We start from the raw sequence: 18,853 nt of genomic DNA on the forward strand, positions 1-18,853 counted from the left end.
GCATACGGACCGCGTATCAATTCATCTTGCAAAGGGTGCCCGCCGCCAGAGGGGAAGCGGCGGGCAGGCAGGACCATCAGCCCTGCATGATTTCCTTGAACTTGGCGAACCACTGGCTCTCGTTCTCGACCTGAACCTTGGCGGAGATGCGGATCAGGTGTTTGAAGTCCTCTTCCGTCGTCGGATAGGAGGGGTCGCCAACGAGATCGGCCGGCGGAGTGATGCCGGGTATGACGCCGGGCAGACCAAGGCCGTCAAGCCATATCTGCTGGGCTTCCTTCGTCAGGGCATGATTGATGTATTGCTTGGCCCAGTAGAGTTCGTTTTCCGGCAACCCCTTCGGAATCCACAGACCGTCGGTATCGAACTTGGCGCCCTCCTCCGGGACGACCCAGGCGATGTCGATGCCGTTCTTCTTGGCTTCGCGCGCATTGGTCGAGATGGTGCAGGCGGCATCGATTTCGCCGTTCTGGAACCAGGTCGTGAAATCCGGATCCTCGCCGAGCAGAGGCTGCTGCTCCTTGATTTTCGCGATGAAGTCCCAGGCAGGCTGCATGTTGTCCGGGATATCTTCCAGTTTGCCACCACCGGCGACCTGAGCCGGGAAGTGGAAGCCGATGCCATCATTGTAGAGCGCGATGCGGCCCTTGAGCTTCGGATCGAGCAAATCCTTCCAGGACTTCGGCGGACCGTCCGGGAACGCCGACGGACGATAGGCGAGCACATAGACATAACCGTAAGTGTTGACGATCGGATAGCCGTCGAGGCCGACCGGCTTGGCGAGATCGGTGGCATCCTTGAGGTTCGGCAGGTCCGACAGGTCCTCGGTGACACCGCGCAGCGCCGACTTGGTGGCGTTGGTCGTCGTATCCCAGTTGATATGGATTGGCGGAACGCGACCCTGGGCGACCGCGGCCCAGACCTTCGGCTGGATTTCATTGTCTTCCGTCAGGTCGTGACGAACGGCAATGCCCGTCGCCTTGGTGAAGCTGTCGGAGACGCCGGCCTTCAGCGCGTCGACCCAGCTGCCACCCCAGGCGCGGACGATGATTTCGGCCGGCTTTTCCGGCTCCTGCGCGAACGCGCGGCTGACACCGAGGGTCGACAGGCCCGCCGAAGCACCGGCTGCGGCCATCGACGCCAGCAGCGTGCGGCGACGCATTTGCGCGGACAGGAATTTTTCATGCGACATGACTAGATTCTCCTCTGGCTGGACCTTCTCGGGGTCATTTTTGAAAGACATGCATATCCCTTGCATTCCAGCCGAGACGAACCTCGTCGCCAGGACCGAACTGCAAATGCGATTCCGGATCATGGTCGAAGACGCGCATCAGTGCGTCAGCCAGTCCCGGAACCCGGATTTCGTAAACCACGCGCTCACCCTCGAAGATGCAGTCGACGACCTGCCCGTCGACGACGATCTCGAGACCGTCGAGACGGCCGCCCTTCGGTGCGATACGGATTTGCTCGGCGCGCACCGCTCCGGCACACACGGCGCCGAGCACGAGCGCGGCATCGGCGACGACACCCGAAAGACGCATGCCGTTCGCCTCGAGTGAGACATTACGCTCTGCAAGATCGACAACCTTGCCTTCGATGAAATTGGTCACGCCGATGAAGTTTGCGACGAAGGCATTGCTTGGCGCGCGATAAGCGTCGATCGGCCGCGCCTTCTGCTGGATTTCGCCGCCGCTCATGACGATGATCTCGTCCGACACCACCAGCGCCTCGCGCTGGTCGTGGGTCACATTGATTGTCGTCACGCCGAGCTCCTTCTGGATGCGGCGGAACTCAAGCTGCATTTCCTCTCGCAGCTTGCGGTCGAGTGCCGCGAGCGGCTCGTCAAGGAGCAGCAGGTCCGGCTCGAACACGAGGGCGCGCGCGATCGCGACGCGCTGCTGCTGGCCGCCGGAGAGTTCGTTAATCCGCCGGCCGCCATAGCCGCCGAGGCGCACGAGATCGAGATAGCGCTCGACCTTTGCCGGAATTGTGCGCGCATCGTGGCGGCGCATCTTGAGCGGAAACGCAACGTTTTCGGCCGCCGTCATATGCGGAAAGAGCGCCAGCTTCTGGAACACCATGCCGATCGCCCGCTTGTGCGGCGGCACGGCACTCACCGGCTGGCCATTGATGAAGATCTCGCCCGATGTAGGCCTGTCGAAGCCGGCGATCATGCGCAGAAGCGTTGTCTTGCCCGAACCGGAAGGACCAAGGATCGTCAGGAACTTGCCCTTCGGCAGATCGAACGAGGCGCTGCGAACCGCATGCACGTCACCGAAAACCATGCCGACATTCTGAACAGAAACAGCAATCTGGCTGGCCGGCTGGACCGGATGAAGGCTGGCTGAAACGGCGCCCATGGCATTCCCTTGTCATGCTCCGTCAAACGGACAATGCCGCCGAGAAGCTCCCCTTACCCTGCCCGGCAGCGATTAATCCGCCAGGTCCTGCGTTAACTTGTCTATACATATTCATACAAGTACCGTCAACCGAACCTGCGTATTTTTTGCGCCGCAAACTTTGGTGCCTAATATTTGTGCAGTCGCGAAAAAGATAGACTGCGCCCGATCAGTCTCGCCGGCTGACAGTTGAAAAGCAAGCAAGCTGTGCGGGAGTTCCATGCCATATAAACTGCCGGTAGGGTGCGGGAGACGCCGCCTGATCAGATCGACGCCAGATAACCGCCGTCAACCGGGATACAATGGCCGGTGATGTAGGCCGCGGCGTCGCTGCAGAGGAAGACGGCGACGCCGCCTATGTCACTCTCCGTGCCGAAACGACGCTGGGGAATCTTCTCCAGCATCCGCGACTGCCATTCCTCGTTCTCGTAGAAGACCTCGGTCATCGCTGTCCGGAAATACCCGGGCGCAATGGCATTGACGCGTATATCATGCGCCGCCCATTCGGTCGCCAGCGCACGTGTCACGCCGAGCAATCCGGACTTCGAGGCGCCATAAGGCACCGCGGTCGGAATGCCGACATAGGACGTCAGCGAGCAAAGATTGACGATCGCGCCCCCGCCCGTGTCAGCCATGATGCGACCAGCTGCCTGAGCGCAGAAAAACGCACCCTTCAGATTGGTCGAGAGGATCTGCTCCCAAAGCGCTTCGTCCACGTCAAAGGATGGCCGGACATTCTCGAAGCCGGCGTTGTTGATCAGGATATCGAGGCCGCCCAGCGCCTCCGCCGCCGCCTTCGTAACGCTTGCGCAGGCCTCGACGTCGCGCACGTCCTGGGCAAGCGTCACGGCGCGCCTGCCGGCCTTTTCGATCAGCGTACGGGTCTCGGCCAATCCCTCAACCGTCCGCGCGGTGACCGCCACATCGGCACCGGCCTCGGCAAGGGCGCGCGCGATCGACTGGCCGATACCGCGACTGGCGCCTGTTACGAGGGCACGGCGGCCGGAAAGGTCAAAGATGGGACGGGACATGACGGCTCCTTGTTTCGAGTTCCCCGGCAGAAATCACAGCATTTTCGGAATGTCATGTCTATACATATATACAGAATGACAATCCCGGCCTATGATTACGACCTCGCAAATGCACCTCATGGAGACTGCAAAATGGCAAACCCTTCAAGCCCTGTCCGGGAGGAAATCCGCTCCATCGCCGCCTACAATGCCGGGCTGACGCTGGAAGAGGTGCGGGCAAAGTACAGGGTCGACGACATCGCCAAGCTCGGTTCGAACGAAAACCCGCTCGGTCCGTCGCCAAGGCTGCGCGGGCTCTTTCCCGACATCGGCGAACTGGCCCGGCTCTATCCGGATCCGCAGGGTCGCGCGCTACGGAACCGGCTTGCCACCGATTTCAGCGTCGATGATGGTCAGGTCATCCTGGGCAACGGCTCGGAAGATCTGATCGGCGTCATCTGCCGCTCGGTCGTTCGGCCCGGCGACACCGTGGCGACGCTTTATCCCTCCTTTCCCCTGCATGAAGATTATACGACCCTGATGGGCGGCAAGATCGAGCGGGTCACCGTTACCGAAGACCTCACAATCGACATGGACGCGCTCCTGGATGCCGTTTCCCGCAAGCCTCGGATGCTGATGTTCTCGAATCCGATGAACCCGGTTGGCTGCTGGCTGTCACCCGCGGAACTGTCTAGGGTCATCGCCGCCCTCGATCCGGAAACGCTCATGGTCGTCGACGAGGCCTATGCCGAGTATGCCGCCGGCGAGGACTATCCGGACGCGGTCGCCATGCTGAAGGATTGCGGTCGCAACTGGGTGGTGCTGCGAACCTTCTCAAAGGCTTTCGGGCTGGCCGGCCTACGCATCGGCTACGGCATTGTCAGTGACGCAAGCCTCTGCGACTTCTTCAACCGCGCCCGGACACCCTTCAACACAAATGCCATCGCACAGGCATCCGCCCTTGCCGTGCTCGACGATCACGAACATCTGCGACACTCACTCGAGCTTGCGCTGACGGAACGAGCGCGTGTCCGGGCTGCGGTGACGTCATTAGCTTATCGGATCGCACCGTCGAAATGCAACTTCCTGTTCATCGACATGCGGGCGGACGCTTCCCAGGTGGCAGAGGCCCTGCTCCGGCAAGGCGTCATCGTCAAGCCCTGGAAGCAACCGGGCTTCGAAAGCTTCATCCGGGTCAGCATCGGTTCGCGCAAGGAAAACGACCAGTTCCTCCAAGCATTGGCGGCGCTGGACGACCCGGCCTGAAGCTCGTCAACGCGAGGCGGGCGTGAATCGGGCGACGAGGGCATGCGTGTCGCCCGGATATGTCAGACGGACTTGCGTGATCGGCCCAAGCCCACTCCAGGTGCGCCGCTCGACGACAAGGCAGGCAGCTCCCTTGGTTATGCCGAGCATCGCGCCGATCTCGGTCGAGGCGGCAACGGCACGAATGCGGTGTTCGGCCGTGCTCCAGGGCACTTGTCGGACCAACCATTGTCCGGGGGGATGAGCCGTAAAATCGGCACTTTCCGCCTCGGGCACGTTGGCGAGGTTGATGAGCCGCTCCTCGATGCAGAACTGTCGCGTCCCGGCAAAGTGGATGCAGGTCATCGACAGCACCCGCGTCCCCGGCGAAACCTCCAGAAGCCGGACATCGGCGGCGTCCGCCTTTCGTATCCCGCTCCGTTTCAACACGAACGAATACGGAAGATTCAGCGACTTCACCTCCGCCTCGATATCGTTGATCTCAAGAACGGCGGACTGTGCCTGCGGCTGCGTCACGAAACTGCCGAGTTTCTTGCGACGCTCGATCAGCCCGGCCTTGGCGAGCTGCGTCATCACCTTGTTCACCGTCATCCGGGAACAGCCGTACTGCGCGGCCAGATCGACCTCAAACGGCAAGCGATGCCCCGGCGGCCAGTCGCCGGACACGATCTTGCCCTCGATATCGTTCAGGATGCGCTGATGCAGGGTCGAGTCCCGGCTGATGATGTCCACCACGTTTCGCCGCTTTCGCTTTGAGCCTCACGCTCCTGTAGCGCAGCATCGGCCTCGGCCGAAGGGAAATATTCACGTCACCTGCGGCCGTCAATCGGCGACCAGGTCGGCCATCGCTACACGGAACCGGTCGACGATCTCTTCTCGCCTCACATGCCGTCCGCCCTCGACCTGCTTGCGACCGCCAGCCCAGACGGCGTCCACCGCGATGCCGCCGGCAAAGATCCAGTGATCGAGCAGCCGGTCACCCTCGACATGCGGCGCCCCGGACGCATCGAGCGCAACGATGTCGGCATCGCCGCCGACCTTGAGACCGGTCGCGGACTGCAGCGCCGCATTGCCGCCAATTCGGGCCACATCGAAAAGCTTGCGCCCGGTCGATCCGCCGGGATCGACGATCACGTTACGGGCTCGGCGGGTCAGCCGCTGCGAATACTCCAGAACCCGCAACTCCTCGGGCAACGATATCAGGACATTGGAATCGGACCCGACGCCAAATCGTCCTCCTTCGCTCAGGAAGAGCGGCGCGTTGAACACCCCATCGCCGAGATTGGCTTCGGTGATCGGGCAGAGCCCCGCGACCGCGCCGCTTTGTGCCATCCGCCGCGTCTCGTCATCCGTCATATGGGTCGCATGGATAAGGCACCAGCGATCGTCGATAGGCATGTTGTCCAACAGCCACTGAACCGGTCGTGCACCTGAAAAAGCAAGGCTGTCCTCCACCTCCTTCACCTGTTCGGCCACATGGATATGCACGGGACCGGTTCCGGCAAGCGGCAGGAGTGCACGTAGTTCCTCCGCGGTCACAGCTCTCAGGCTGTGCGGTGCTATGCCGAGCACTCCGCCGGGAAGCTTGCCGATCAGCGCCGAACACCTTTCCATCAGCCGGCCGTAACTCTCCGGCGAATGAATGAAGCGCCGCTGCCCCTCGATCGGCGGCAACCCGCCAAATCCGGAATGGGCGTAGAAGACAGGCAGAAGTGTCAGTGCGATTCCGGTGTCGGCCGACGCTGCCGCGATACGGCCAGCCATTTCGGCGATGTCCGCGTAATGGCCTCCATCCCGGTCATTATGCAGATAATGAAACTCCCCGACCCGCGAATAGCCGGCCTCCAGCATTTCCATGTAGAGCTGGGCCGCCACCGCCTCGACATGATCGGGCGTCATGTTCAAGGCGAAACGATACATGGTGGTGCGCCAGCTCCAGAAGCTGTCGTCTGCCGGCCCCCGCGTTTCGGCAAGACCCGCCATCGCCCGCTGGAACGCATGGCTGTGGAGATTCGACAGGGCTGGCACGACGACCGCCCGGCGATCATCACCCGGCTCGGCATCGACATCCGTCACGATCGCCGCGATCCGCGCGCCATCGATGGCAATCCTTACATTGCCGGCCCAGCCGTCGGTCAAAAGTGCGGACTTCGCATGGATCGTGATCACGGGCATCCTCTCCGTTTCGCCAGCGCCACTATGCCTCGCGCATCACTGGCATCAAATTTCGTCTTGCCAAGTTTTCCGTTATGTATATACATGTTTTCAAGAAATGAAAGGGTCAAGACAAATGACCGGGAACGAATCTGCAATAGGACACGGTGCGCGGCCGGAGCGACAAACGCTCTGGTCCAATGCTCGCATCGCAACGCTGGATCCGTCGAAAGTAGGCCTCGGGATCATCGAGAGCGGAGCGATCCTGGCCCGTGGCGGACGAATTGAATGGGTCGGCGAGATGGCCGATGTCACGCAGGCCATGCAATCCGACTCCGTGTTGAATGATCTTGGCGGCCGCTGGGTCACCCCCGCGCTGATCGACTGCCACACCCACATCGTCCATGGCGGCAACCGCGCCCGCGAATTCGAGATGCGCCTCGCCGGCGCCACCTACGAGGAAATCGCGCGCGCCGGTGGCGGCATCGTTTCGTCCGTGAAGGCCACCAACGCGCTGTCCGTCGACGAACTCGTTTCCGAAAGCCTCCCACGTCTGGACACTCTGCTGGCCGAAGGCGTCTCCACGGTCGAGATCAAGTCAGGTTACGGCCTCAACATCGACGCCGAACTCCGAATGCTGCGCGCCGCGCGCCGCCTGCAGGAGCTTCGCCCCGTCCGCATCGTCACCTCATGGCTCGCCGCCCACGCGACACCGGTCGAGTATCGTGGCCGCAACGGCGACTATATCACGGATGTCGTCCTCCCCGGCCTTGATCTGGCCCACATGGAAGGCTTGGTCGATGCCGTCGACGGCTTCTGCGAGGGCATTGCATTCTCGCCGGAAGAAATCGCCCGCGTCTTCGATCACGCCAGGGCACTCGGCGTGCGCGTCAAGCTGCATGCCGAACAACTTTCCGATCTCGGCGGCGCGAAACTCGCGGCGAGCTATGGCGCGCTCTCCGCCGATCATCTCGAATATCTGGACGCCGACGGCGGCGCCGCCATGGCCGCATCAGGAACCGTCGCCGTCCTTCTGCCCGGCGCCTTCTACGCCATCCGCGAAACCCGCAAACCGCCGGTCGCCGCGCTGCGTCAGGCCGGAACCCGGATCGCTGTCGCCACCGACTGCAATCCCGGCACATCGCCGCTGACCTCACTGCTGCTCGCCATGAACATGGCGGCGACGCTCTTCGGCCTGACCGTCGAGGAATGCCTTGCCGGCACGACCCGCGAGGCTGCCCGTGCCCTCGGCCTCCTTGGCGAAACCGGCACGCTGGAAGTCGGCAAATCCGCGGATCTCGCCATCTGGAACATCGATAGCCCGGCCGAGCTTGTTTACCGCATCGGCTTCAATCCGCTCGCCGGCCGCATCTTCAAGGGAGAAGGCAAAAGCCTATGACGATCACCCTCAAGCCTGGTCAGGTAAGCCTGTCCGAACTCTCCGATATCTACTGGAATGGCACGAACGCCGTCCTCGACCGTTCGTTCGATGCCGGGATCGTCAAGGCTGCCGAACGCATTGCCGCGATCGCGGCCGGCAACGCCCCCGTTTACGGCATCAATACCGGCTTCGGCAAACTTGCCTCGATCAAGATCGATGCCGCCGACACCGCGACACTCCAGCGTAACCTGATCCTTTCTCATTGCTGCGGCGTCGGCGCACCCATGCCGGACAATGTCGTCCGCCTGATCATGGCGCTGAAGCTCGTCTCCCTCGGCCGTGGCGCATCCGGCGTGCGCCTGGAGCTCGTCCGCCTGATCGAAGGCATGCTGGGACGGGGCGTGACCCCGGTGATCCCGGAAAAGGGCTCCGTCGGCGCTTCCGGCGACCTCGCGCCGCTCGCCCACATGGCCGCGGTCATGATGGGCCATGGCGAGGCCTTCTTAGCCGGAGAACGCCTAGATGGTGCCACCGCGCTTAACCGCGCCGGCCTGACGCCCGTCGTGCTGGCCGCCAAGGAGGGACTGGCGCTGATCAACGGTACCCAGGCCTCGACCGCTCTTGCACTCGCCGGCCTGTTCCGTGCCCACCGGGCAGCGCAGGCGGCGCTCATCACCGGGGCCTTGTCGACGGACGCCGCCATGGGCTCGTCCGCTCCCTTCCATCCGGATATCCACACGCTGCGCGGCCACAAGGGCCAGATCGATGCCGGCGCAGCGTTGCGGCAGTTGCTTGAAGGCTCCGAAATCCGCAACAGCCACGTCGAGGGCGACGAGCGCGTGCAGGATCCCTATTGCATCCGCTGCCAGCCGCAGGTCGACGGCGCCTGCCTCGACCTCCTGCGTTCGGTGGCCCGCACGCTGGAAATAGAAGCCAACGCAGTCACCGACAATCCGCTGGTTCTCTCCGATGGTTCCGTTGTCTCGGGCGGCAACTTCCATGCCGAACCCGTCGCTTTCGCCGCAGACCAGACGGCGCTCGCCATATGCGAAATCGGCGCCATCGCCCAGCGGCGCATCGCTCTCCTCGTCGATCCGGCTCTCTCTTACGGTCTCCCGGCTTTCCTTGCGAAGAAGCCGGGCCTGAACTCCGGCCTGATGATCGCCGAGGTTACCTCAGCCGCGCTGATGAGCGAAAACAAGCAGATGTCGCACCCGGCATCGGTCGACTCGACGCCCACCTCCGCCAACCAGGAAGACCATGTCTCGATGGCCTGCCACGGCGCCCGCCGCCTGCTGCAGATGACCGACAACCTGTTTGCCATCATCGGCATCGAGGCGCTCACCGCCGCGCAAGGCGTGGAGTTCCGCGCGCCGCTCGCGACAAGCCCGGAACTCGTGAAGGTCATCGCCACGATCCGCTCCGCCATTCCGTCGCTGGAAGAGGATCGCTACATGGCGCCCGATCTGGTTGCCGCGTCCGAACTCGTCTCATCCGGCGCGCTCACCGCCGCTATCTCTTCCGGCTTGCTGCCGGTTCTGGAGACCTGACATGTCGGTTGTTGAAGTCATCCCCGGTACATCGCCCGTCATCCTCGCCTTCCCGCATACGGGAACGCACGTTCCCGACGCCATCTGGAAGCGCCTGAACGACAACGGCAAAATCCTTGCCGATACCGACTGGCATATCCACGACCTCTACGCAGGCCTCCTACCCGAGGCGACGACGGTCCGCGCCACCTTCCATCGCTACGTGATCGACGCCAACCGCGATCCTGAAGGCGTGAGCCTCTATCCCGGCCAGAACACCACGGGACTGGTCCCGGAAACGGACTTCGACGGACAGCCGATCTGGCGCGAGGGCGAGGAACCGGATCCAGACGACATCGCTGAACGCCTGCGCGATTTCCACGCGCCCTATCATGCGGCCCTGTCGGCCGAGATCGAGCGGATAAGGGCGATCCACGGCCTGGCCTTCCTTTATGACTGCCACTCGATCCGGTCACATATACCCTTCCTGTTCGAGGGCACCTTGCCGGACTTCAATATAGGCAGCAATTCCGGAGCTTCCTGCGCTCTGGAATTCGAGCGAGTCACGGCCGAAGTCGCGGGATATGCGCCCGGCTACACCAGTATCGTCAACGGTCGGTTCAAGGGTGGCTGGACGACGCGGCACTACGGCCGCCCAGGCGATGGCGTCCATGCTCTCCAGATGGAGCTCGCCCAGTCGACCCACCTCGCGACCGAGGAACCACCCTTCGACTACGATCCCGAAAAAGCGGAAAAGCTCCGCGTTCACCTGAAATCCATTCTCGGCCGCATCGAGGCCGTCGCTTACGAACTGAAAGCCATGGGGACCTGACATGACCAACCCGCGCCACAACATCAGGGAAGTCCGCGCACCGCGCGGCAACGAACTCAACGCGAAGAGCTGGATGACCGAAGCGCCTTTGCGCATGCTGATGAACAACCTCGACCCGGATGTCGCCGAAAACCCGCATGAACTCGTAGTCTATGGCGGCATCGGCCGCGCCGCCCGCACCTGGGCCGATTTCGACAAGATCGCGGAAACGCTGAAGACGCTGACGGAAGAAGAAACCCTTCTCGTTCAGTCCGGCAAGCCGGTGGGCGTGTTTCGCACCCACAAGGACGCCCCGCGTGTGCTGATCGCCAATTCCAACCTCGTGCCGCACTGGGCGACCTGGGATCATTTCAACGAGCTGGATAAGAAGGGACTGGCCATGTACGGCCAGATGACCGCCGGCTCATGGATCTATATCGGCACACAGGGCATCGTGCAGGGCACCTACGAAACCTTCGTCGAGGCCGGCCGCCAGCATTACAACGGCAATCTCAAGGGTAAGTGGATCCTGACAGGTGGTCTCGGCGGCATGGGTGGCGCCCAGCCGCTCGCAGCCGTCATGGCCGGCGCCTGCTGCCTTGCTGTCGAGAGCGACGAAACCCGCATCGATTTCCGCCTGCGCACTCGTTATGTCGATGCCAAGGCCAAGACGCTCGACGAAGCACTGGCCATGATCGATGAGTGGACCAAGGCCGGTGAAGCCAAATCCGTCGGCCTGCTTGGGAATGCCGCCGAAGTCTTCCCGGAACTGGTGGCCCGCATGAAGGCCGGCGGCCCGCGCCCCGACATCGTCACCGACCAGACCTCGGCCCATGACCCGCTGAACGGCTACCTGCCGGCCGGCTGGACCGTCGCCGAGCACAAGGCGAAACGCGAGACCGACCCGAAGGCCGTGGAGGCGGCGGCCCGCGCCTCGATGAAACGCCACGTCGAAGCCATGGTCGCCTTCTGGGACGCCGGCGTTCCGACCCTCGACTACGGCAACAACATCCGTCAAGTCGCGAAAGATGAAGGGCTGGAAAACGCCTTCGCCTTCCCCGGCTTCGTGCCGGCCTACATCCGCCCGCTCTTCTGCCGTGGCATCGGCCCGTTCCGCTGGGCGGCGCTGTCGGGCAATCCGGAAGACATCTACAAGACAGACGCCAAGGTGAAGGAACTGCTGCCCGACAACAAGCACCTGCACAACTGGCTGGACATGGCGCGGGAGCGCATCTCCTTCCAGGGCCTGCCGGCACGCATATGCTGGGTGGGTCTCGGCGACCGCCACAAGCTTGGCCTTGCCTTCAACGAGATGGTCAGGAACGGCGAACTCTCCGCCCCGATCGTCATCGGCCGCGACCACCTTGACAGCGGTTCCGTCGCCTCGCCGAACCGCGAGACCGAAGCGATGAAGGACGGCTCCGACGCTGTCTCCGACTGGCCGCTCCTCAACGCCCTGCTCAACACCGCATCCGGCGCCACCTGGGTGTCGCTGCACCACGGTGGCGGCGTCGGCATGGGCTTCTCCCAGCATTCCGGCATGGTCATCTGCTGCGACGGCTCGGAAGATGCCGACCGCCGCCTGGAGCGTGTGCTGTGGAACGATCCGGCCACCGGCGTCATGCGCCATGCGGATGCCGGCTACGACATCGCGCTCGACTGCGCGACGGAAAAAGGCCTCCGCCTGCCAGGCATACTCGGAAACTGAGCCACAGGATGCGCATCCAGCGTTCGGAAGACCACAAGGTCATGCCGTGGAAGAACGGCCTCGGCGTCACCCGCGAGGTGGCGCTGGCACCGTCTCCGCGTCCGGACGCGCCGTTTCTTTGGCGCCTGAGCCTCGCCACGATCAAGGGTTCCGGACCGTTTTCCCTCTTCCCCGGCATCGACCGGAGCATCGCGGCGCTGAGTGGCAAGCCCGTACGATTGGTGGTCGATGGTAAGGAAGAGGCGACGCTCGACGCTCTCGGGGAACCCTACAGCTTTTCCGGAGACGCGGTGGTCGAGGCGATCAGCGAGGGCGGCGAGACCACGGATCTCAACATCATGACCCTGCGCGGCTCCGCCACGCACCGGATGAGCCGCCTCGTCTGCTCGCAGTCATCAACCGTCACCGCCGAACACGACCTCAACATGATCGTGTTTACGAGCCGAGCCAAGATCACCGCGAGCGGCCATTCGGAAGAGGTCGATGCTTTCGATGTCATTCTCGACATCGCCCGTCACGAAAATCTGACCATCGAAGCCGTCACGCCGACAGCGGCCTACTTCATCGGCATAGACCTCGCTAACTGAAACGCAAAGGGCCGGATCATCGATCCGGCCCTTTGCTTTTCTAGGACTGTACTTACCGAAGATCGCCCGGAAGAATATCATCAGGGATGTTCTGGTAGGAGACCGGCCGCAGGAAGCGGCGGATCGACATCGTGCCGACCGAGGTGGCGCCGAAGTTGGTGGATGCCGGGTAAGGTCCACCGTGAACCATGGCCTCGGACACTTCCACGCCGGTCGGGAAGCCGTTGGCGAGCAGACGGCCCGCCTTGCGCTCCAGGATCGGCATCAGCTTCTTCGCGACGCCGGTGTCGCCGGCGTCCATGTGCAGCGTGCAGGTCAGCTGACCGTGCAGCGACCGCGCCATCTTCAGCATCTCCTCCTCGTCCTTGACCTTGACGATCAGGCCGAGCGGACCGAACACTTCCTCGCCCAGCACTTCGTTGTCCAGCCATTCCTTGCCGGAGGTCGCGAAAAGATAAGGCGTTGCATTGCGCAGGTCGCAGGTGCTGGTCAGCAGTTCCTGGACACCCTTGGTGCCGGCAATGCGGTCACGACCGGCGCGGTAAGCCGCCGCGATGCCGTCCGTCAGCATGGTCTGTGCACCGACCGGCTCGAGAGCCTTGGTCGCTGCTTCGATGAAGGCATCGGCATCGGGACCGTCGACCACAACGGCGATACCCGGATTGGTGCAGAACTGGCCGGCGCCCATGGTCAGAGACCCTGCCCAGCCCTGGGCAATCTGGCTTCCGCGTGCCTTGATCGCTTCCGGCAGGATAAACATCGGGTTCACCGAACCCAGTTCGCCGAAGAACGGGATCGGCTCAGGACGGGCGGCGCAAAGATCGAACAGGGCACGTCCGCCACCGAGCGAGCCGGTGAAGCCGACCGCCTTGATCAGCGGATGCTTGACGAGCGCCTCGCCCACGTCACGCGAATTGGCCTGGACCAGCGAGAACACGCCGGGATGCATGCCGCACTTCTTGATCGCGGCATGAATGGCCTCCGCGACGATCTCGCCGGTGCCTGGATGGGCCGAATGTCCCTTCACGACAACAGGGCAACCGGCTGCGAGCGCGGCAGCGGTATCGCCGCCCGCGGTCGAGAAGGCCAGCGGGAAGTTCGACGCGCCGAAGACCGCGACCGGGCCGATTGGCCGCTGGACCAACTTGATGTCCGGGCGCGGCAGCGGCTTGCGATCCGGCAGCGCCTCGTCGTGACGACGATCGAGATAGTCACCCTTGCGGATATGGCTTGCGAAGAGGCGCAACTGGCCGGTCGTGCGGCCGCGCTCGCCCTGAAGGCGCGCTTCCGGCAGGCCGGTTTCCTGGCTGCCGATCTCGGTGATGGCTTCGCCGCGCGCCTCGATCTCGTCGGCGATCGCCTCGAGAAAAGCGGCACGCTCCTCGCGTGTCGTGTAGCCGTAGGTCCAGAACGCTTCTTCGGCCGCCTTCACCGCTTGGTCGACGAGTGCCGGCGTGCCGCCCGAAAACTCGTGGGACGGTCCGTGGGCCGGGGAGGATTTGAAACGGACGTCTGAGCCGATCCACTCTCCTGCGATCAGGTTCTTGCCGTGCGGTGTAAAAGTCATCGAATATTCCTCTTCCGGTCGGTGGTCGGTTGGTTTCTTGCCCGACCTTCTGGCGCGCCAGGGATCGAGCGTCCAGCCCCTTGTCGCGAATTATCATACTTTTTCTGATTTTTCTCCAGACGCGGAGAATACAGGCCAAACATGACGGCCCCAAGATTGGCTCAGGACGCTTTATGTAAGCAGATTGGCAGGCGGAACAAGCCCCTTGTCGACCTCATAACCGTCTCACGCCAACGCCTTGCCGTAGCGATCGAAGCTGCTTTCCAGAACCGTCGTGCCTGCACCCGGGTGTTCCGGCCGCCTATAGACACCCTCGCGGACGTCGATCGGCTCCTCGAAATGGTCTTTGATCCACGGAATGTACTCAAGGATGGTGGACGCGGGATGCCAGTAGCTCAGGTGGACATGTACCTGGCTCATCTCGCCCGCATGCGGAACGACCGGAAGACGGTGGGCGAGTGCCAGATCCGCGACCTGTATATACTCCGTGATTCCGCCGAGACGGGTCACGTCCGGCTGAACATAGGAGACAGCACCCGCACTTATAAACGAGCGAAACGCATCGACCGTATAGAGCTGTTCACCGAGCGCGATGGGGATGGATGTGCCGCGGGCAAGAGACGCATGCCCCTCGACATCGTCATACCAGAGCGGTTCCTCGAACCAGTAGATGTCGAGGTCGCGCGCGGACGCGCAAAACCGCATGCATGTCGGCAAGTCCCATTTGCCGTTGCCATCGATGGCAATGCGCACCCCCGAGCCGACGCGTTCGCGCACGGCGGAAAGCCGGGCGATATCCACATTGGGATCGTCGTGCCCGACCTTGATCTTGAGCCGGCTGAACCCCTCCTCCTCAACCGCCCGGGCTGCTCCGGCCAGAAGGTCCGCAAGGCCGAAAGACAGCCAACCGATATCGGTATTGTAGGCCTCCACGCGATCCGTGCGGGCGCCGCCCAGATAGCTCCACAGAGGCTGGTCCGCCGCTTTTGCCTTAATATCCCAAAGCGCCACATCGATCGCGGCAAGGGCCAGATGCGTTATACCGGCACGACCGACCCACTGAAGCGCTGGATTGCGGGCCAGCTTTCGCCAGAGACGGGAATGGTCGGAGGCGTCCTCGCCGATCAGCAACGGCGCGTAGCAGTCGCGGATGCAGGCCGTGATGAGACGGTCTGACGCCAGATGGGCATGCGTCCCGGTAAAACCATAACCTGAGCGGCCATCCGAGGTGGTGATCTTCGCCCCGACCACGCCCCAGTGGGTGATGCTGTGCGTGGAGTCGGAAATGGAATCGGAAGTCAGCGGTAGATGCACGATGAAGGGTTCGACTTTGGTTATTTTCATATGTTTGTTCCTCCCGGTTTCCATCAGTCGTCCGACACGAACACGACATCGGACACAAAAGTCGGCAGGTCACGCTGCCTTCGATACGCATTCAGTCATCGAGCCTTTCGAGATAGGAAATGTCCGCCGGCGCGATGATCTTCGCCACCGCTTCGATCCTGTGGATTGCCCTCTCACGCGAAACCTTGAGATGATGGACCAGGAAACCCTGCGCCCTGGTCACCTCACCGGCAATGAGACTGTCGATGACATCCAGATGCTCCGGCAGGAACGGCTCCGTCACGAACATCTCCTCGGTCCAGCGGTAGAGAAAATGATGCGCCACCAGAAGCGCCTGCGGCAGCCTTATGGCCCGCATCAGGGATCCGTTGTCGCAATAACCGAGCAACTCTACATGCAGGTCCTGCTCCAGCGTATCCAGCATCCTGCCGTCGACATCCTCAGGCGAGGCGATCGCGGCCTCGATATTGGTCTTCAGTCTCGGCAACACGTCAGCAGGAAGGGCCGCAAATGCCTTTTCCAACGCCAGCGGCTCAAGCACCCAGCGCAACTCGTAGAGTTCATCGACTCTCTTCGCCGTCAGCGCCGGCGCATACCACCGGCCCTTGTCATCCTTCTGAACGACGCCGCGTTGCTGAAGGCGGGCGATGACATCGCGTGCCACCGTGCGGCTGACCCCGTAGTGCCTGGCCAGAACGGCCTCGTTGATTCGCCAGTTCGCCAGCGACGTGCGTGACACGATCTCGATCTCGATATCCGGATAGAGGATTTCCCAACTTGGCAGAAAGTGGATTCGGCTGTCTTCCGAGCCCACCGGGTCTCGGCCGGATCGGACGATGTCGGGCGCGCGGACTTCGTATCCCTTCGCCCCGTTCTTCCGGACAAGCCCCGAGCGTTCGAGCGCGAGCAGCGCCTGCCGCGCCGGCGCGCGGCTAACACCGAACCGCTCGGCGACACCCGTCTCCGTCAACCGGGCGCCGTCGGCGAACACCCCGCTTTCTATATCCGCGGCGAGGACGTCGAAGGTCCTCTGGTAAAGCTTCGGCGCCAGCGCGCCCTTGTTGTCGTGATTTGTATCCGTCATCGCCACGCTCCGGGGATTGCATGATCCCTAAGCCATGTATAGTGTACACACAATACAGAAAAGCGGGAGGAACCTATCTCCATGTTGCAGGCAAAGCCACGGAGCCACATCGCACTTGCCGCGATCGACCGGTTCTGCCGCGATATTCTCGCGGCGTGCGGAGCGAATTCGGCAACGGTGGACGCCGCGACACGGGGTATGATGCACGGAACCCGATACGGGATCGACAGCCATGGTGTCCGGCTGTTGCCCCACTACGTGAGGGGTTTAGAAGGCGGGCGCCTGAACAAGAGGCCTGCCCCGCAAACCGTCTCGGCCTTCGGCGCGGTGGAGACGCTCGATGCCGACAATGCACATGGCGCGCTCGCCGCCTATACCGCGATGGATCGGGCGACAGGGCTGGCGGACCGGTACGGCATCGGCGCGGTCGCCATCCGCAATACCTCCCATTTTGGCCCGGCCGGCGCTTATTCGATCCACGCGGCAAGGCAGGGCTTCATAGCCCTGACCTTCTGCAATTCGGACAGTTTCGTGCGACTGCATGAAGGTGCAATGCGATTTCATGGGACGAACCCGATCGCCGTCGGCGTGCCCGTGGAAAATGGCGATCCATGGCTGCTCGACATGGCGACTAGCGCAATCCCGTACAACCGCGTGCTTCTCTACCGCAGCCTGGATCAGGCGCTGCCGGAAGCTGTGGCATCCGATAAGGCGGGCATCGACACACCGGATCCCCGGTCTGTCGAAATGCTGGCGCCCCTGGGTGGCGATTTCGGCTTTAAGGGGGCGGCACTTGCCGGTCTCGCAGAAATCCTCAGCGCCGTGCTGACCGGCATGAAGCTCAGTTTCGATATCGACCCGATGCCGGGACCGGATTTCTCCAAGCCAAGAGGCATGGGGGCATTCGTAATGGCCGTGAAACCGGAAGCCTTTCTAGATCGGGAGACGTTCGTCGCTGGAATGAAACGATACCTCGAAACCCTGCGCTCCTCTCCAACGCGAGAAGGTGGCCACGTCATGGCTCCCGGGGACAGGGAATGGGCGGAGGCGGCCAGACGTGATGCCGAAGGCGTCGAACTCGACCCGCAGACACTCGAGTCTTTCGCGGTTCTGGCGAACCAATACCGGGTGGCGATGCCATGACGACAACGGGAAGCCTCCAGGCCATCGTATTGAGGAGCGGTGGAATTTTTCAGGGGACGGTTGACGCGACATCCGTATCGGCGTTTACTGACAATTGGTAAGGCCACCTTACCAGACCGGCTTGAGGAGGCCGTGGGGAGGACTGGATGTTTGTCGCGCTGGAACCGCGTCGCCTCTATCGGCAGGTCGCGGATCAGATCCGTAGCCTGATCGATGCTGGTGAACTCGCGCCCGGTGCCAGGCTGCCGGCCGAGCGTGACCTCGCGGAGCGTCTAGCTGTATCTCGCCCGACGATACGGGAAGCGCTCATCGTCCTGGAGGTGGAAGGCCTGGTGCAGATTCGCATGGGATCGGGCATCTATGTCTCGAGCAAGCCGACCGCTCCGCACGCCATCCAGCCTTTTCAGGACACGGACGGGCCATTCGAAATCCTGCAGGCCCGCTGCATCGTCGAAAGTGCGGTGGCAGAGGAGGCTGCGCGGCATGTGACACCAGAAGGTATAGCACGCCTCGATGAGATCCTGGAGCGCATGGAACAGGTCCTCGCCGACTCTTCGGAAGCCGTTGCCTCGGACTTCGCGTTTCACAGGGCCATCGCGACCATGATCGGCAACACGGCTCTCCAACACATGATGGGTATGCTGAGCCACAAGCGCACCTCGCCTTATTTCGAAAAACTCGCGAGCTACTTCGAAGGCCCCCACACCTGGAGGCTCGCTCTAGAGGAACACAGGGTCATTCGCGATGCGATCGCAGCGGCCGATCCGGCCGCCGCGCGCGAAGCGATGCGTCGCCACCTGACACTGGCGCAAAAGAGATTCTCGGAGAGCTTCGGGGAGGAGCAGCCGAGATAATGCCGGTCGCCGGACC

16 protein-coding genes are annotated in these 18,853 nt (G+C 62.7%); 8 read left to right on the forward strand and 8 right to left on the reverse strand.

Going from position 1 to position 18,853, the window contains the following annotated elements:
* Positions 1-76: 76 nt before the first annotated feature.
* The 3 genes from J5J09_RS21175 to J5J09_RS21185 all read right to left on the reverse strand — a co-directional run bounded on the left by J5J09_RS21175 (position 77) and on the right by J5J09_RS21185 (position 3,430).
* The gene (locus J5J09_RS21175) at positions 77-1,192 is read right to left on the reverse strand and encodes a PotD/PotF family extracellular solute-binding protein (RefSeq protein WP_208554209.1); all 1,116 of its coding nucleotides are present in this window, start codon (positions 1,190-1,192) and stop codon (positions 77-79) included.
* A 34-nt stretch (positions 1,193-1,226) separates the two neighbouring features.
* Positions 1,227-2,360, reverse strand: coding sequence for an ABC transporter ATP-binding protein (locus J5J09_RS21180; protein ID WP_208554210.1), 1,134 nt, complete (start codon positions 2,358-2,360; stop codon positions 1,227-1,229).
* A gap of 302 nt (positions 2,361-2,662) precedes the next feature.
* Positions 2,663-3,430, reverse strand: a complete 768-nt coding sequence (locus J5J09_RS21185) for a glucose 1-dehydrogenase (protein WP_208554211.1) — start codon at positions 3,428-3,430, stop codon at positions 2,663-2,665.
* A gap of 132 nt (positions 3,431-3,562) precedes the next feature.
* Between J5J09_RS21185 and J5J09_RS21190 the strand changes: the two genes are divergently transcribed.
* Entirely contained in the window at positions 3,563-4,675 is a 1,113-nt protein-coding gene (locus J5J09_RS21190; protein ID WP_208554212.1) for a histidinol-phosphate transaminase, read from the forward strand.
* 6 nt (positions 4,676-4,681) lie between these two features.
* Here the strand turns inward: J5J09_RS21190 and hutC are convergent, their stop codons facing one another.
* Positions 4,682-5,401, reverse strand: coding sequence for a histidine utilization repressor (gene hutC / locus J5J09_RS21195; protein ID WP_208554469.1), 720 nt, complete (start codon positions 5,399-5,401; stop codon positions 4,682-4,684).
* A gap of 96 nt (positions 5,402-5,497) precedes the next feature.
* On the reverse strand, positions 5,498-6,844 hold the full coding sequence (locus J5J09_RS21200; RefSeq protein ID WP_208554213.1) for a formimidoylglutamate deiminase: 1,347 nt from the start codon (positions 6,842-6,844) through the stop codon (positions 5,498-5,500).
* 121 nt (positions 6,845-6,965) lie between these two features.
* On the opposite strand from J5J09_RS21200, the gene hutI reads away from it, so the two are divergent.
* The 5 genes from hutI to J5J09_RS21225 are packed head-to-tail and all read left to right on the forward strand — an operon-like array spanning position 6,966 to position 12,845.
* Complete coding sequence (gene hutI, locus J5J09_RS21205) at positions 6,966-8,228, forward strand: imidazolonepropionase (RefSeq protein ID WP_208554214.1); 1,263 nt, start codon at positions 6,966-6,968, stop codon at positions 8,226-8,228.
* On the forward strand, positions 8,225-9,760 hold the full coding sequence (hutH, locus tag J5J09_RS21210; protein WP_208554215.1) for a histidine ammonia-lyase: 1,536 nt from the start codon (positions 8,225-8,227) through the stop codon (positions 9,758-9,760). The genes hutI and hutH overlap by 4 nt, the downstream gene beginning before the upstream one ends.
* A gap of 1 nt (position 9,761) precedes the next feature.
* On the forward strand, positions 9,762-10,571 hold the full coding sequence (gene hutG, locus J5J09_RS21215; RefSeq protein ID WP_208554216.1) for an N-formylglutamate deformylase: 810 nt from the start codon (positions 9,762-9,764) through the stop codon (positions 10,569-10,571).
* Between the two features lies 1 nt (position 10,572).
* A complete protein-coding gene (gene hutU, locus J5J09_RS21220) occupies positions 10,573-12,258 on the forward strand; it encodes a urocanate hydratase (RefSeq protein WP_208554217.1) in 1,686 nt (561 codons plus the stop codon).
* Positions 12,259-12,266: 8 nt separating this feature from the next.
* Positions 12,267-12,845, forward strand: a complete 579-nt coding sequence (locus J5J09_RS21225) for a HutD family protein (RefSeq protein ID WP_208554218.1) — start codon at positions 12,267-12,269, stop codon at positions 12,843-12,845.
* 52 nt (positions 12,846-12,897) lie between these two features.
* On the opposite strand, the gene J5J09_RS21230 is transcribed toward J5J09_RS21225, so the two are convergent.
* From J5J09_RS21230 to J5J09_RS21240, 3 genes are all read right to left on the reverse strand, one after another.
* The gene (locus J5J09_RS21230; RefSeq protein WP_208554219.1) at positions 12,898-14,412 is read right to left on the reverse strand and encodes an aldehyde dehydrogenase (NADP(+)); all 1,515 of its coding nucleotides are present in this window, start codon (positions 14,410-14,412) and stop codon (positions 12,898-12,900) included.
* A gap of 225 nt (positions 14,413-14,637) precedes the next feature.
* Positions 14,638-15,756 (reverse strand): mandelate racemase/muconate lactonizing enzyme family protein, encoded by a 1,119-nt coding sequence (locus J5J09_RS21235; RefSeq protein ID WP_208554220.1) that lies wholly within the window; start codon positions 15,754-15,756, stop codon positions 14,638-14,640.
* 91 nt (positions 15,757-15,847) lie between these two features.
* Positions 15,848-16,840, reverse strand: coding sequence for a GntR family transcriptional regulator (locus J5J09_RS21240; RefSeq protein ID WP_208554221.1), 993 nt, complete (start codon positions 16,838-16,840; stop codon positions 15,848-15,850).
* Between the two features lie 81 nt (positions 16,841-16,921).
* Here J5J09_RS21240 and J5J09_RS21245 point away from each other — a divergent pair, with 81 nt between their 5' ends.
* Both J5J09_RS21245 and J5J09_RS21250 read left to right on the forward strand, forming a co-directional pair.
* Positions 16,922-17,983, forward strand: coding sequence for an Ldh family oxidoreductase (locus tag J5J09_RS21245; protein WP_208554222.1), 1,062 nt, complete (start codon positions 16,922-16,924; stop codon positions 17,981-17,983).
* Between the two features lie 146 nt (positions 17,984-18,129).
* Positions 18,130-18,837, forward strand: a complete 708-nt coding sequence (locus J5J09_RS21250; protein ID WP_208554223.1) for a FadR/GntR family transcriptional regulator — start codon at positions 18,130-18,132, stop codon at positions 18,835-18,837.
* The last annotated feature ends 16 nt before the right edge of the window (positions 18,838-18,853 follow it).

It is taken from the genome of Ciceribacter sp. L1K22 (assembly GCF_017599385.1).
Lineage (GTDB): Bacteria > Pseudomonadota > Alphaproteobacteria > Rhizobiales > Rhizobiaceae > Allorhizobium.